This window comes from Simplicispira sedimenti, assembly GCF_022760965.1.
GTDB classification, from domain to species: domain Bacteria; phylum Pseudomonadota; class Gammaproteobacteria; order Burkholderiales; family Burkholderiaceae_C; genus Simplicispira; species Simplicispira sedimenti.
In genome coordinates this window covers 40,062-53,489 of record NZ_JAKVIJ010000008.1, presented here as the reverse complement: position 1 = coordinate 53,489, position 13,428 = coordinate 40,062, and the positions used below count along the sequence as shown (strand labels likewise).

Annotated in this window: 13 protein-coding genes and 4 tRNA genes; 12 read left to right on the top strand and 5 right to left on the bottom strand. The window is 63.5% G+C overall.

The genetic code is table 11. The features are described 5' to 3' along the window. Nucleotides 1-24 precede the first annotated feature (24 nt). Nucleotides 25-1,221, bottom strand: a complete 1,197-nt coding sequence (locus MJ602_RS10270; protein WP_243020752.1) for an amino acid aminotransferase — start codon at nucleotides 1,219-1,221, stop codon at nucleotides 25-27. 102 nt (nucleotides 1,222-1,323) lie between these two features. Between MJ602_RS10270 and uvrB the strand changes: the two genes are divergently transcribed. From uvrB to MJ602_RS10210, 12 genes are all read left to right on the top strand, one after another. Next, nucleotides 1,324-3,423, top strand: a complete 2,100-nt coding sequence (gene uvrB / locus MJ602_RS10265) for an excinuclease ABC subunit UvrB (protein WP_243020751.1) — start codon at nucleotides 1,324-1,326, stop codon at nucleotides 3,421-3,423. A gap of 228 nt (nucleotides 3,424-3,651) precedes the next feature. Next, nucleotides 3,652-4,188, top strand: coding sequence for a Fe-S cluster assembly transcriptional regulator IscR (iscR, locus tag MJ602_RS10260; RefSeq protein WP_162016060.1), 537 nt, complete (start codon nucleotides 3,652-3,654; stop codon nucleotides 4,186-4,188). 116 nt (nucleotides 4,189-4,304) lie between these two features. Further along, nucleotides 4,305-5,525 carry an IscS subfamily cysteine desulfurase gene (locus MJ602_RS10255; RefSeq protein ID WP_243020750.1) on the top strand — a complete coding sequence of 407 codons (1,221 nt, stop codon included), beginning with the start codon at nucleotides 4,305-4,307 and terminating at the stop codon, nucleotides 5,523-5,525. Between the two features lie 39 nt (nucleotides 5,526-5,564). Beyond that, complete coding sequence (iscU, locus tag MJ602_RS10250) at nucleotides 5,565-5,963, top strand: Fe-S cluster assembly scaffold IscU (protein ID WP_162016062.1); 399 nt, start codon at nucleotides 5,565-5,567, stop codon at nucleotides 5,961-5,963. A gap of 6 nt (nucleotides 5,964-5,969) precedes the next feature. Then, complete coding sequence (gene iscA / locus MJ602_RS10245; RefSeq protein WP_162016063.1) at nucleotides 5,970-6,293, top strand: iron-sulfur cluster assembly protein IscA; 324 nt, start codon at nucleotides 5,970-5,972, stop codon at nucleotides 6,291-6,293. 18 nt (nucleotides 6,294-6,311) lie between these two features. Further along, nucleotides 6,312-6,830: a Fe-S protein assembly co-chaperone HscB gene (hscB, locus tag MJ602_RS10240; protein ID WP_162016064.1), complete on the top strand. Its 519-nt coding sequence runs from the start codon at nucleotides 6,312-6,314 to the stop codon at nucleotides 6,828-6,830. Nucleotides 6,831-6,898: 68 nt separating this feature from the next. Next, the gene (gene hscA / locus MJ602_RS10235) at nucleotides 6,899-8,761 is read left to right on the top strand and encodes a Fe-S protein assembly chaperone HscA (protein WP_243020749.1); all 1,863 of its coding nucleotides are present in this window, start codon (nucleotides 6,899-6,901) and stop codon (nucleotides 8,759-8,761) included. Nucleotides 8,762-8,786: 25 nt separating this feature from the next. Next, nucleotides 8,787-9,125 (top strand): ISC system 2Fe-2S type ferredoxin, encoded by a 339-nt coding sequence (fdx, locus tag MJ602_RS10230; RefSeq protein ID WP_243020748.1) that lies wholly within the window; start codon nucleotides 8,787-8,789, stop codon nucleotides 9,123-9,125. Beyond that, nucleotides 9,125-9,838 carry a DNA polymerase III subunit epsilon gene (gene dnaQ, locus MJ602_RS10225; RefSeq protein ID WP_162016067.1) on the top strand — a complete coding sequence of 238 codons (714 nt, stop codon included), beginning with the start codon at nucleotides 9,125-9,127 and terminating at the stop codon, nucleotides 9,836-9,838. Before fdx ends, dnaQ begins: the two co-directional genes overlap by 1 nt. A 37-nt stretch (nucleotides 9,839-9,875) precedes the next feature. After that, nucleotides 9,876-9,950 (top strand) — tRNA-Val (locus MJ602_RS10220). Nucleotides 9,951-9,987: 37 nt separating this feature from the next. Further along, nucleotides 9,988-10,062: transfer RNA gene (locus tag MJ602_RS10215), tRNA-Val, on the top strand. 37 nt (nucleotides 10,063-10,099) lie between these two features. Next, nucleotides 10,100-10,174: transfer RNA gene (locus tag MJ602_RS10210), tRNA-Val, on the top strand. A gap of 243 nt (nucleotides 10,175-10,417) precedes the next feature. Here the strand turns inward: MJ602_RS10210 and MJ602_RS10205 are convergent. The 4 genes from MJ602_RS10205 to MJ602_RS10190 all read right to left on the bottom strand — a co-directional run bounded on the left by MJ602_RS10205 (nucleotide 10,418) and on the right by MJ602_RS10190 (nucleotide 13,306). Beyond that, nucleotides 10,418-10,507, bottom strand: a tRNA-Ser gene (locus MJ602_RS10205). Between the two features lie 102 nt (nucleotides 10,508-10,609). Then, the gene (locus MJ602_RS10200) at nucleotides 10,610-11,833 is read right to left on the bottom strand and encodes a GGDEF domain-containing protein (RefSeq protein ID WP_243020747.1); all 1,224 of its coding nucleotides are present in this window, start codon (nucleotides 11,831-11,833) and stop codon (nucleotides 10,610-10,612) included. Between the two features lie 89 nt (nucleotides 11,834-11,922). Continuing rightward, nucleotides 11,923-12,837, bottom strand: coding sequence for an SPFH domain-containing protein (locus tag MJ602_RS10195; RefSeq protein WP_243020746.1), 915 nt, complete (start codon nucleotides 12,835-12,837; stop codon nucleotides 11,923-11,925). A gap of 43 nt (nucleotides 12,838-12,880) precedes the next feature. Beyond that, complete coding sequence (locus MJ602_RS10190) at nucleotides 12,881-13,306, bottom strand: NfeD family protein (RefSeq protein ID WP_243020745.1); 426 nt, start codon at nucleotides 13,304-13,306, stop codon at nucleotides 12,881-12,883. Nucleotides 13,307-13,428 lie beyond the last annotated feature (122 nt).

Genomic DNA, 13,428 nt, shown 5'->3' with positions numbered 1-13,428 from the left:
CCATGGTAGCGCTGGGTGGCCGTGTTACACCACCTTGGCAATGGCCTGGCAGACGTAGTCGATGTTCTTGCTGTTGAGCGCGGCCACGCACATGCGGCCGGTGTCGGTGCCGTACACGCCGAACTCGCTGCGCAGGCGCACCATCTGGTCCTTGGACAGGCCCGAGTAGCTGAACATGCCGATCTGGGTGGTGATGAAGGACATGTCCTGCTGCACGCCGACGGCCTTGAGGCCATCCACTAGCTTCTGACGCATGGCCTTGATGCGCACGCGCATCTCGCCCAGTTCCTTTTCCCACAGGGCGCGCAGTTCGGGGTTGCCCAGCACCGCGGCCACCACGGCGCCGCCGTGCGTGGGAGGGTTGGAGTAGTTGGTGCGGATCACGACCTTGAGCTGGCTCAGCACGCGGTCGGCTTCTTCCTTGTTCGATGCCACCACCGACAGGGCGCCCACGCGCTCGCCGTACAGGCTGAAGCTCTTGGAGAACGAGGTCGAGACAAAGATGTTGAGACCGGCGGCCACGAACTTGCCGACCACGGCGCCGTCTTCCTGGATGCCATGGCCAAAGCCCTGGTAGGCCATGTCCAGGAATGCGGTCAGGCCCTTGGCCTTGACGGCGGCGATCACCTGGTCCCACTGCGCAGCCGTCAGGTCGTAGCCCGTGGGGTTGTGGCAGCAGGCGTGCAGCACGACGATGGTGCCGGGCGCTGCGGCGTTCAGGTCGGCCAGCATGCCGTCGAAGTTGACCGAGCGCGTGGCGGCGTCGTAGTAGCGGTAGCTGCCCACCTCAAAGCCTGCGTTCTGGAAGATGGCGCGGTGGTTTTCCCAGCTCGGGTCGGAGATCAGCACCTTGGCCTGGGGGCTGATTTTCTTGAGGAAGTCGGCGCCGATCTTGAGGCCGCCGGTACCGCCAATGGCCTGTACCGTGGACACGCAGCCCGACTTCACCACGTCGGAGTCGGCGCCGAACACCAGGGCCTTGACGGCGTTGTCGTAGGCCGCAATGCCGTCGATGGGCAGGTAGCCGCGTGGCGCGGCCTTGTCCATCAGGGCTTTTTCGGCGGCTTGCACGCAGGCCAGCAGCGGCAGCTTGCCGTTGTCGTCGAAGTACACGCCCACGCCCAGGTTGACCTTGTTGGGGTTGGTGTCGGCGTTGTATTGCTCGTTGAGACCCAGGATGGGGTCGCGGGGGGCCATTTCGACGGCGGAGAACAGAGACATGGAAAGTGTCCTTGGAGGGTGGAGGTGGCGGGCAAACCCCGGCTGCGGTAGGCTTTGGGGTTAACCCGAGATTTTAGCGGCCCGCGCAGGTCGTATCGCACCATGTCCACGCAAGAGACTCCCGCCGAGCCCGCCAAGGGGCAGTTTGTCCAGTTTCCCGGCTCGCCTTTCGAGCTGTACCAGCCGTACCCGCCTGCGGGCGACCAGCCCGGCGCCATCGATCAATTGGTGGAGGGCGTGATCGAGGGCGAGGTGTTCCAGACCCTGCTGGGCGTGACCGGCTCGGGCAAGACCTTCACCATGGCCAATGTGATCGCCCGCCTGGGGCGCCCGGCCATCGTGTTCGCGCCCAACAAGACGCTGGCGGCCCAGCTCTACAGCGAGTTCCGCGAATTCTTTCCGAAGAACGCGGTGGAATACTTCGTAAGCTATTACGACTATTACCAGCCCGAGGCCTATGTGCCGCAGCGCGACCTGTTCATCGAGAAGGACAGCGCCGTCAACGAGCACATCGAGCAGATGCGCCTGTCGTGCACCAAAAGCCTGCTGGAGCGCCGCGACGTGGTGATCGTGGCCACGGTGTCGGCCATCTACGGCATTGGCAAGCCCGAGAGCTACCACCGCATGGTGATGACACTGCGCGCGGGCGACAAGCTGGGCCAGCGCGATGCCATTGCACAGCTCGTGCGCATGCAGTACCAGCGCAACGACATGGACTTTGCGCGCGGCAATTTCCGCGTGCGCGGCGACACCATCGACGTGTTCCCTGCCGAACACTCCGAGCTGGCCCTGCGCATCGAATTGTTCGACGACGAGATCGAGAGCCTGCAACTGTTTGACCCGCTGACGGGCCGCGTGCGCCAGAGCATTCCGCGCTTCACCGTGTACCCCAGCAGCCACTACGTCACGCCGCGCGATCAGGTGCTGCTGGCGGTCGAATCCATCAAGGCCGAGCTGGCAGAGAGACTGAAGCAACTGCTGGCCGACGGCAAGCTCGTGGAGGCGCAGCGCCTGGAGCAGCGCACGCGCTTCGACCTGGAGATGCTCAGCGAAGTGGGGCACTGCAAGGGCATCGAGAACTACTCGCGCCACCTGTCGGGCAGCCAGCCGGGCGAAGCACCCAGCACGCTGACCGACTATTTGCCACGCGATGCGATCATGTTCCTGGACGAGAGCCACCAGATGATTGGCCAGCTCAACGCCATGTACAACGGCGACCGCCAGCGCAAGACCACGCTGGTGGAATACGGCTTTCGGCTGCCCAGCGCGCTGGACAACCGGCCGCTCAAGTTCGAGGAGTTCGAGCAGCGCATGCGCCAGGTGGTGTTCGTCTCGGCCACGCCGGCCGACTACGAGAAGCAGCACGCAGGCCAGGTGGTGGAGCAAGTGGTGCGGCCCACGGGCCTGGTGGACCCCGAGGTGGAGGTGCGCCCTGCCGCCCATCAGGTGGACGATGTGCTGCAGGAGATCCGCATTCGCAGCGAGCGGCGCGAGCGCGTGCTTGTGACCACGCTGACCAAGCGCATGGCCGAGCAGCTCACCGACTACCTCACCGACAACGGTGTGAAGGTGCGCTACCTGCATTCCGATGTGGACACGGTGGAGCGCGTGGAAATCATCCGCGACCTGCGCCTGGGAGCCTTCGACGTGCTGGTGGGCATCAACCTGCTGCGCGAGGGCCTGGACATCCCCGAGGTGTCGCTGGTGGCCATTCTGGATGCGGACAAGGAAGGCTTTTTGCGCTCCGAACGCAGCCTGATCCAGACCATCGGCCGCGCGGCGCGCAACCTCTCAGGCAAGGCGATTCTGTACGCCGACCGGGTGACCGACTCCATGGCGCGTGCCATCGGCGAAACCGAGCGCCGGCGCGCCAGGCAGATTGCCTTCAACGCCGAGCATGGCATCACACCGCGCAGCATCGTCAAGCAGGTGCGCGACCTGATCGATGGGGTGTACAGCGAGAAGGCCGGCAAGGACGCCGAGCGCCTGGAGCAGGAGGCGTTGCAGCGCGCGCGCGTGGAGGACATGTCCGAGAAAGACATTGCCCGCGAGATCAAGCGCCTGGAAAAACAGATGCTGGAGCATGCGCGCAATCTCGAATTCGAGCAGGCGGCGCGCGTGCGCGACCAGTTGGCGCGCCTCAAGGACCAGGCTTTTGGTGCCCATGGGCAGGACAATGTCCCCAGGCTTGCTGAGGAATAACAGGTCATTGCAACTTTTGCGGCGAATTGCGACCAAAGAGTTTACTTACCCGACAAAAATAATCTGGAATCTGGTACAATTTGCCACACAAACAGAACAAAACCCACGCAAATGAAGGGTCTGCCAATCCGCGGGGCGGGGCAGAAAAAAGGGCGGAGACGGGACCTGCAGGCCATGAACCTTGCGGGCAATTCATGAACCAACAAGCCACACAACAAGGAGCTTGCGATGCGTCTCACCACCAAAGGCCGTTTTGCGGTCACCGCCATGATCGACCTGGCCCTGCGCCAGAACAATGGGCCTGTCACCCTGGCCGCCATCAGCCAACGCCAGCGCATTTCGCTGTCGTACCTGGAACAGCTCTTTGGCAAGCTGCGCCGCCATGAACTGGTCGAGTCCACCCGGGGCCCGGGGGGCGGCTACACCTTGGCGCGCAAGGCGGCTGAAATCACCATTGCCGACATCATCGTCTCGGTCGATGAGCCCATTGACGCCACCCAGTGCGGCGGCAAGGAAAACTGCGGTGGCGATGGCAGCCGCTGCATGACCCACGACCTGTGGGCCACCCTCAACCAGCGTGTGGTCGAGTTTTTGGACTCTGTCACGTTGCAAAAGCTGGTGGACGACCAACTGGCCCGCGGCCTGCAGGTGGAAGACAAGCCGGCAGCGCGCCGTGCCATCTCCACCACGCCGGTGGTCAAACCCATCCGCGTCAACGCGCCCAATTCCGTGTTTGCCCTGGGCAACGTTTTCGCCAAATCCTGATTGACGTGCAGGCCGGGTGAAGGCCCCCACGGCCATCAGGGTCGTGCGTGCCTTTGCCTGCGGCAGACTGCACTAGCGTCGAGAATTGCCAGCCAGAACCCCACACTGAGCCAGCCATGGACATGACACCGCACTTTCCCATCTATCTTGACTATGGCGCTACCACGCCGGTCGATCCGCGCGTAGCGGACGCCATGATCCCCTGGTTGCGCGAGCATTTCGGCAACCCCGCATCGCGCAGCCACGCCTGGGGCTGGGAGGCGGAGGAGGCCGTCGAGAAGGCTCGCACCCAGGTGGCCGACCTGATCGGCGCCGACCCGCGCGAGATCGTCTGGACCAGCGGCGCCACCGAATCCAACAACCTCGCCATCAAGGGCGCGGGCCATTTCTACCAAGGCAAGGGCAAGCACCTCGTCACCGTCAAGACCGAGCACAAGGCTGTGCTCGACACCATGCGCGAGATGGAGCGCCAAGGTTTTGAGGTCACCTACCTCGAAGTGCAGGAAAACGGTCTGCTTGACCTGGATGCCTTCAAGGCGGCCCTGCGTCCGGACACGATTCTGGTCAGCGTCATGTTCGTGAACAACGAGATCGGCGTGATCCAGGACATTCCCGCCATCGGCGCGATGTGCCGTGAGAAGGGCGTCCTCCTCCACGTGGACGCAGCCCAGGCCACCGGCAAGGTGGAGATTGACCTCAAGACCCTGCCTGTCGATTTGATGAGCCTGGCCTCGCACAAGACCTACGGGCCCAAGGGCATTGGTGCCTTGTACGTGCGCCGCAAGCCGCGCGTGCGCCTGGAGGCACAAATGCACGGTGGTGGCCATGAGCGCGGCATGCGTTCGGGCACGCTGCCCACCCACCAGATCGTGGGCATGGGCGAGGCCTTCCGCCTGGCGCGCGAGGAAATGGCGCAAGACCTGGCCAAGGCCCGTGCGCTGCAAAAGCGCCTGCTGGACGGGCTGAGCGACCTCGAGCAGGTGTTCGTCAATGGCGACCTGACGCGTCGCGTGCCGCACAACCTGAACATGAGCTTCAACTACGTTGAGGGCGAGTCGCTGATCATGGGCATCAAGGGCCTGGCGGTGTCCTCGGGTTCTGCCTGCACCTCGGCCAGTCTGGAGCCCAGCTATGTGCTGCGCGCCCTGGGCCGCAGCGACGAGCTTGCCCACAGCAGCCTGCGCATGACCATTGGCCGTTTCACCACCGAGGAAGAGATCGACTACGCGATTGCCACCATCCGCGAGAACGTGGCCAAGCTGCGCGAGTTGAGCCCCCTGTGGGAGATGTACCAGGACGGCGTGGATCTCAATTCCATCCAGTGGGCTGCCCATTGAGGCCGCACCCCACCGCAACCCATCGATGAGGTAAACACCATGGCTTACTCCGAAAAAGTGATTGACCATTACGAGCACCCGCGCAATGTGGGCTCGTTCGACAAGGGCGACGACAGCGTGGGCACCGGCATGGTCGGTGCGCCTGCCTGCGGCGACGTGATGAAGCTGCAGATCAAGGTCAACCCCGAGACGGGCGTGATCGAGGACGCGCGCTTCAAGACCTACGGATGTGGCTCGGCCATCGCCTCGTCGTCGCTGGTGACCGAATGGGTCAAGGGCAAGACGCTGGACGAGGCCGCGGCGCTCAAGAACAGCCAGATCGCTGAAGAGCTGGCGCTTCCGCCGGTCAAGATCCACTGCTCCATCCTGGCCGAAGACGCCATCAAGGCAGCTGTCAACGACTACCGCACCAAACACGCCAGCACCACGGCGGCATGAGACACCATGGCCATCACAATGACTGAAGCGGCAGCCCGGCATGTCAGCCGTTACCTGTCGCGCAGGGGCAAGGGACTGGGCGTGCGCTTGGGTGTCAAGACCAGCGGCTGCTCGGGCCTGGCCTACAAGCTCGAGTATGTGGACGAAGCCGAGCCCGGAGACATCGTTTTTGAGCAGCATGGCGTCAAACTGCTGATCGACCCCAAGAGCCTGGCCTACATCGACGGCACGGAACTCGACTTCGTCCGCGAAGGCTTGAACGAGGGCTTTCGCTTCAGCAACCCCAACGAGCGCGACCGCTGCGGCTGCGGCGAGAGCTTCCGGGTCTGAGCGGCTGCGGGCTTTGATGTGAACCTGCAGTCGGACGATTTCACGCTGTTTGGCCTGCCCCGGCGCTTTGCGCAGGAGCGGGCCGACATTGATGCGCGCTGGAAGGATCTGCAGCGCCAGGCGCACCCCGATCGCCACGCCCAGCATGGCACGGCGGCGCAGCGCGTGGCCATGCAGTGGTCAGTGCGCATCAACGAAGCCTACCAGCGCCTCAAGGACCCGCTCAAGCGCGCTGCCTATCTGTGCGAACTGGGCGGTGCCCCCATTGGTGCCGAGGACAACACTGCCATGCCTGCCGCCTTTCTGATGCAGCAGATGGAGTGGCGCGAAGCGCTGGACGAGGCGCAAGGCGCGAGCGACATCGACGCCCTGGATGCCCAGGTGCGTGCGGCCCGCCAGCAGGCCCTGGCACGCTGCGGCGAACTGCTGGACGGTGCGCAGGACTACGCTGCGGCCGCAGCCCAGGTGCGGGCGCTGATGTTCATCGAGCGTTTTGCGCGCGACATCGATCGCCGCCTGGAACAACTGGGACAATAGCGCCCGCATCCATCCGCCGACTGCCATCTGACCAGTGCAGCGGCTTTTCACAGAATTACCAAGCACTCATGGCGCTGCTGCAGATTTCCGAACCCGGCCAATCGGCCGATCCCCACCAGCGTCGCATTGCCGTGGGCATAGACCTGGGCACCACGCACTCGCTGGTCGCTGCCGTGCGCCATGGCATGGCCGAATGCCTGCCCGACGAAGAGGGCCGGGTGCTGTTGCCCTCGGTGGTGCGGTACCTTGCCGGAGGCGGGCGGCAGATCGGTCACAGTGCTGTGCAATTGCAGGAGCAGGACGCAGCCAACACCATTGCATCGGCCAAACGCCTGATGGGGCGGGGGCGAGGCGACATCTCCGGTGCGCAGCAATTGCCCTACGCCTTGGTGGATTCCGAGCACGGCGGCATGGTGGGCATCGCCACGGCGGACGGCATCAAGTCGCCTGTGGAAGTCAGCGCAGAAATCCTGGCCAAGCTGCGCCAGCGCGCCGAAGATACCTTCAACGAAGACCTGTACGGCGCGGTCATCACCGTGCCGGCCTACTTTGACGATGCCCAGCGCCAGGCCACCAAGGACGCCGCACAACTTGCGGGCCTGAACCTGCTGCGTCTCATCAATGAGCCCACGGCAGCGGCCATAGCCTACGGGCTGGACAACGCCAGCGAAGGCATTTACGCCGTGTACGACCTGGGTGGAGGCACGTTCGACATTTCCATCCTGCGGCTCGCGCAGGGCGTGTTCGAGGTGCTCGCCACCGGGGGTGACTCCGCCCTGGGCGGTGACGACTACGATGCCGCGCTCGCGCAATGGGTGCTGGCCCAGCAGGGCGTGCAGGTGCAGTCTGCGGCCGACAAGGCCGCTGTGCGTGCGGCCGCACGCGCCTGCAAGGAAGCCTTGAGTGCTGCTGAAATAGTAGCGTTCAGCGCAGAATTGGTGGGCGCTAGCGTTCAATTTAATGTTAAAAAATCAGATTTTGAAGCAGTGACGGCACCGTTGACCGCGCGCTCCATGGCCGCGATACGCCGCACCTTGCGCGACGCCGGCCTGCAGCCCGACGAAGTGCAAGGTGTGGTCATGGTGGGCGGCTCCACACGCATGCCGCAGGTGCGCCAGGCGGTGGCGCAGTTCTTTGGCCGCGAGCCGCTGATCAACCTCAATCCCGACGAGGTAGTGGCCTTGGGCGCTGCCATCCAGGCCAACCAGTTGGCGGGCAACAATGCCAATGGCGACTTGCTGCTGCTGGACGTGATCCCGCTGTCGCTGGGCATAGAAACCATGGGCGGGCTGGTGGAGCGCATCGTCTCGCGCAACGAAACCATTCCCACGGCCAAGGCACAGGACTTCACCACCTACAAGGACGGGCAGACCGCCATGGCCATCCATGTGCTGCAGGGCGAGCGCGACCTGGTGCAGGACTGCCGCAGTCTGGCCCGCTTTGAGCTGCGCGGCATTCCTCCCATGGCAGCCGGTGCAGCGCGCATCCGAGTCACCTTCACCATCGATGCCGACGGCTTGCTCAACGTGAGCGCAAAGGAGCAGACCAGTGGTGTGGAAGCGCGTGTGGACGTCAAGCCCAGCTACGGCCTGAGCGACGAGCAGATCGCCCGCATGCTGCAAGAGAGCTTTGCCACCGCCCAGCAAGACATCCAGGCCCGAGCGCTGGCCGAGGCGCGCGTGGAGGCCGACCGCATGCTGCTGGCCACGCAAAGCGCGCTGGACGCCGATGGCGACCTGCTCAGCGACGACGAACGCACCCATATCGATGCGCTCATGCAAGCCTTGCGCCTGCAAGCTGCAGTGGCCGACGCCCCGGCCCTGGAGGCCGCAACCCAGGCCCTGGCCAAGGGCACCGAGGCCTTTGCCGCGCAGCGCATGAACCGCGGCATCCGCAAGGCCCTGGCGGGCCAGAATGTGCGGACCCTGTAAAAAAAACTTGATCGTTCCACGCGCCATGCCCGTCATCAGAATCCTGCCCCACGCCGAGTACTGCCCCCAGGGCGCTGAAATCACCGCTCCGGCCGGAACCTCCATCTGCGAGGCTTTGCTCGACAACCACATCGCCATCGAGCACGCATGCGACATGAGCTGCGCCTGCACCACCTGCCACGTGATCGTGCGTGAGGGCTATGCCTCGCTCAACGAGGCGGAAGAAGAGGAAGAAGACTTGCTCGATCGCGCCTGGGGCCTGGAGCCGCAATCGCGCCTGTCGTGCCAGGCCATCCTGGCGCAGCAGAACGTGACCATCGAGATCCCCAAGTACACCATCAACCACGCCAAGGAAAACCACTGATGGCGCGGCAGGTTGTCTTCGATACGGAAACCACGGGCCTGTCGGCCGAGAACGGCGACCGCATCCTGGAGATAGGGTGCGTGGAGTTGCTGCACCGCAAGCTCACCGGGCGAAGGCTGCACCTGTACATCAACCCGGAGCGCGAGAGCGAAGAGGGCGCCCTGCGCGTGCACGGCCTGACCACCGAGTTCCTCAGCGACAAGCCCAAGTTCGCGGAAGTGGCCGACCAGATTCTGGACTTCATGCGCGATGCGGAAATCATCATCCACAACGCTGCGTTCGACGTCGGCTTCATCAACAAGGAGCTGGAGCGGCTGAATCTGCCCCCACTGGCCAGCCATGTGGCGGGCATTGTCGATACGCTGGCGCTGGCCAAGGAAATGTTCCCCGGCAAGCGCAACTCGCTCGATGCACTGTGCGACCGCCTGGGCGTGGACAACTCGGCCCGCACCTTGCATGGCGCACTGCTTGATGCCGAGCTGCTCGCCGATGTGTACATCTGCCTCACGCGTGGGCAGGACGCGCTGCTCATCGCCGACGATGCCGGCGACACAGGCGGCGGCCCCAGGGCGGCCAGCATCGACCTGAGTGGTCTGCATCTGCCCGTGCTGCAGGCCAACGATCAGGAGCTGGCAGCGCACGAAGCCCTGCTGGCGCAGCTCGACAAGGAGAGCAAAGGCAAAACAGTGTGGCGCAAGCTGCAAACCGCCTGAAAGCTGTGCCATAATAGCGGGCTGTCGCAACGACAACGGGTGATTAGCTCAGCGGTAGAGCACTGCCTTCACACGGCAGGGGTCACATGTTCGATCCATGTATCACCCACCAGCGTTTCGTGGCATTGCTCACTTCGAGCAGTGCCAATGGGTGATTAGCTCAGCGGTAGAGCACTGCCTTCACACGGCAGGGGTCACATGTTCGATCCATGTATCACCCACCAGCGTTTCGTGGCATTGCTCACTTCGAGCAGTGCCAATGGGTGATTAGCTCAGCGGTAGAGCACTGCCTTCACACGGCAGGGGTCACATGTTCGATCCATGTATCACCCACCAATTTGCGTTTGCATGCAAGGGCCTGAGAGAAATCTCAGGCCCTTTGTCATTTCAGCTATCAAAGGATTGGCACTTCAGTGCAACTGCATTTGGCGGGGGGGGGCGGGCTTCGAGCGCTTGGTCAGTTGGGATGTGGGTCCAGGCGCATGTCTGATGTGGTGGCCCAAAGAGGGGTGTGATGCGCCAAAGGCATGGCATACAAAGCAAAAAAGCGCCCCGAGAGGCGCTTTTTTGCTTGCTTATTGGCGGAGAGGGCGGGATTCGAACCCGCGGTGGGGATTAGCCCACACACGCTTTCCAGGCGTGCGACTTAAACCGCTCATCCACCTCTCCTAAGCCCTCCATTGTAGCCGATGATGGAGGCGATTCCTTGGAAAGTGAGGGCAAGGGGAAAAATCTTTTGGATCGGGCGCCTGCGCCGTCGAGGCAGATCGCTCAAGGTGCGGGCGTGTTGGTCTTGTGGGTCGTCGATGGATGGTGCGCTGACGCCAGTGTCTCCAGTTCCAAGGGGGCTACCACGGTTCTGTTGCGCCCCATGTGCTTGGCCTGGTACAGAGCGCGGTCGGTCTGGCGCAAGAGGGTGTCCAGCGCAAGGGTCTTGCCTGCGGGCATGCAGGCGAGGCCCATGCTTGCTGTGACAGGGGCTCCAATGCTGGCAATGGGTGTGTCGGCCAGCTTGTGCCGCAGCTTGTTGGCCAGGTGCAGGGCGTCTGCGGCAGAGGTGTCTGGCAGGAGCAACATGAACTCTTCACCGCCAAAGCGGGCGATTCGGTCGGTCTGGCGCACGGCATGTGTCATCAACTCCGCCACGTTCCGTAGCACATCGTCCCCGGCGGGGTGACCAAATCTGTCGTTGATGGTCTTGAAGTGGTCGAGATCGATCATCAGAAGCGACAACGCACTGTGGTTGCGCCGGGCGCGTGCCAGTTCTTCCTCTGCCAGCCGAACAAACTCTCTGCGGTTGAACAGGCCGGTCAGGGGGTCCCGTGTCGCCAGGGTCTCCAGTTCAGCGCGTTGGCGTTCCAGTTGCTGGTTGGATTCCTCCAGCGCCCGCTGCAGCAGTTCTGCCTGAACATAGCGTCGCCACAGCAGGATGCTCACAAGCAGGGACAGGGCGCTGGCTGAGGCGGCATTCATGCGGTTGGTGGCGAGCAGCGCCGCGTTGTCTGTGGTCCAGCCCAGTGCCAAGGCCAATGCGCACCATCCGAGCGCCAGGATCACCAGCGTCGAAAGCGGGCGCAGCAGGAACACGATGGAGATGCCCACCGCTGCATTGATGAAGGCATTGATGTTCGTACTGATGGCCTGGTCCATCAGGGTCAGTGCTACCGCCCAGGCCAGGATCAGCACGGAAACGCCTTCCGGCAGGAACTTGAGTGCCAGCCGTGGAGCCGCATTTTTCAGTGCGTACCGTGTGAGCAGCCCTGTTGCGGACATGACGACGGCCATGGCTCCATGGGCTGCAGTGATCTGGCTTGCCCAGGTGCTGCGTTGAGCATCATCAAAACGCAGCAGCGCAAAGACCAGTACATGCAGCAGGTTCAGGGCCACCACGGCCCAGGAGGCCACACCGAGCACCTGCAGGTTGCGCCGGTATGCGGCGTTCTGCACCAGCAGGTCTTCAGCGGCCCAGCGCCGCAGCGTATCGGAAAAGAGCATGGGTTCCGATCATTCGGTTCGGCCTTGCACCAGCATTACATGGAGCAGGGCACGGTGGTGTCATCGCCCACTCGGCGCGCGGGTCTGGTTCAGGAGGTTTTCTGTGTTTGCACCATCTTCATGGCCGACCCGATCAGCGCAGACACCTCGGTCATATTGCTCGGCACGATGAGGGTGGTGGTGGCGTCTGCGGCCACTTTGCCGTAGGCATCCACGGCCTTTTCGGCGACCTTGAGCTGCACGGCTTGTTCGCCACCGGGTTGGCGGATGGCTGCGGCCACGCGTTCGATGGCCTGGGCGGTGGCCTCGGCCACGGCCTTGATGGACTCGGCCTCGCCTTGGGCGTTGTTGATGACAGCCTGCTTTTCGCCTTCCGAGCGGGCGATGAAGGCCTCACGCTCACCGGTGGCGATGTTGATCTGTTCTTGTCGGCGGCCTTCCGAGGCAGCAATCAGTGCGCGCTTTTCGCGCTCGGCCGTGATCTGGGCCTGCATGGAACGCAGGATTTCGGCGGGTGGCGTCAGGTCCTTGATCTCGTAGCGCAGTACCTTGACGCCCCAGTTGAGCGCGGCTTCGTCGATGGCCGACACCACCTGGGCGTTGATCATGTCGCGCTCCTCGAAGGTCTTGTCGAGCTCCAGCTTGCCGATCACACTGCGCAGCGAGGTTTGCGCCAGTTGCGTGACGGCCATGATGTAGTTGCTGGAGCCGTAGCTGGCGCGCATGGGGTCGGTCACCTGGAAGTACAGGATGCCGTCCACCTGCAATTGCGTGTTGTCGCGCGTGATGCAGACCTGGCTGGGAACGTCCAGCGGAATTTCCTTCAGGCTGTGTTTGTAGGCCACGCGCTCGATGAAGGGAATCAGAAAGTTCAGCCCGGGCGTGAGCGTGCCCGCGTACTTGCCCAGGCGCTCCTTGACCCAGGCGTTCTGCTGGGGCACGACCTTGACGGACTGGATGATGAAGATGACGACAATCACGAAAAAGACGGCAGCGACTTCCATGGGGAGGGCCTTTCGTTGGTGCGGTAGCTGAAGAAGAGAAAACTCAATCCGGGTCCACCAGCAGGCGGTTGCCCACCAGTTCGGCCACGCGGTGCCTGCCGGTACTGGGGGTCACGCCAGGGCGGTGGATGGCCGTCCAGGTGGCGCCGCGGTACTTGACGGTGGCAGTGCCATCGCTGTTCCACTGGTCGATGACGATGGTTTCACCCACGTCCAGGTTCACGCTGCGCTCTGCGCGGGCCGACGGGTCGCCGGGGCGGCGCTTCTTGGCATGGTTCCAGGCCACGACGGCGCCGCCGCCGACCAAGGCCGCGCAGACCAGTTGCACGGCCACACCAGCGCCCAAATGGGCCGCCACGGCCCCGGCGGCCATTCCCAGGGCCAGCAGCAGCAGATAGAAGGTGCCAGTCACCAGTTCCACCGCCACGGCCACACCGGCCAGTACCCACCAGAGAGTGGATTCCTCCATGACGCGCTCCTCAGCATGATTTGTTTGTAGTGCGCCACATTCTGGGACAAAAAAATGGCGATTCAAAGGCGTGACAGGCTTATTCCTTACACTTCGCGCCTGTTTTTCTTTTTTGGCCGGGC

Coding starts and splice junctions, on each gene's coding strand:
- MJ602_RS10270 (WP_243020752.1), bottom strand. CDS start 1,221: ATGTCTCTGTTCTCCGCCGTCGAAATGGCCCCCCGCGACCCCATCCTG.
- uvrB (WP_243020751.1), top strand. CDS start 1,324: ATGTCCACGCAAGAGACTCCCGCCGAGCCCGCCAAGGGGCAGTTTGTC.
- iscR (WP_162016060.1), top strand. CDS start 3,652: ATGCGTCTCACCACCAAAGGCCGTTTTGCGGTCACCGCCATGATCGAC.
- MJ602_RS10255 (WP_243020750.1), top strand. CDS start 4,305: ATGGACATGACACCGCACTTTCCCATCTATCTTGACTATGGCGCTACC.
- iscU (WP_162016062.1), top strand. CDS start 5,565: ATGGCTTACTCCGAAAAAGTGATTGACCATTACGAGCACCCGCGCAAT.
- iscA (WP_162016063.1), top strand. CDS start 5,970: ATGGCCATCACAATGACTGAAGCGGCAGCCCGGCATGTCAGCCGTTAC.
- hscA (WP_243020749.1), top strand. CDS start 6,899: ATGGCGCTGCTGCAGATTTCCGAACCCGGCCAATCGGCCGATCCCCAC.
- fdx (WP_243020748.1), top strand. CDS start 8,787: ATGCCCGTCATCAGAATCCTGCCCCACGCCGAGTACTGCCCCCAGGGC.
- dnaQ (WP_162016067.1), top strand. CDS start 9,125: ATGGCGCGGCAGGTTGTCTTCGATACGGAAACCACGGGCCTGTCGGCC.
- MJ602_RS10200 (WP_243020747.1), bottom strand. CDS start 11,833: ATGCTCTTTTCCGATACGCTGCGGCGCTGGGCCGCTGAAGACCTGCTG.
- MJ602_RS10195 (WP_243020746.1), bottom strand. CDS start 12,837: ATGGAAGTCGCTGCCGTCTTTTTCGTGATTGTCGTCATCTTCATCATC.
- MJ602_RS10190 (WP_243020745.1), bottom strand. CDS start 13,306: ATGGAGGAATCCACTCTCTGGTGGGTACTGGCCGGTGTGGCCGTGGCG.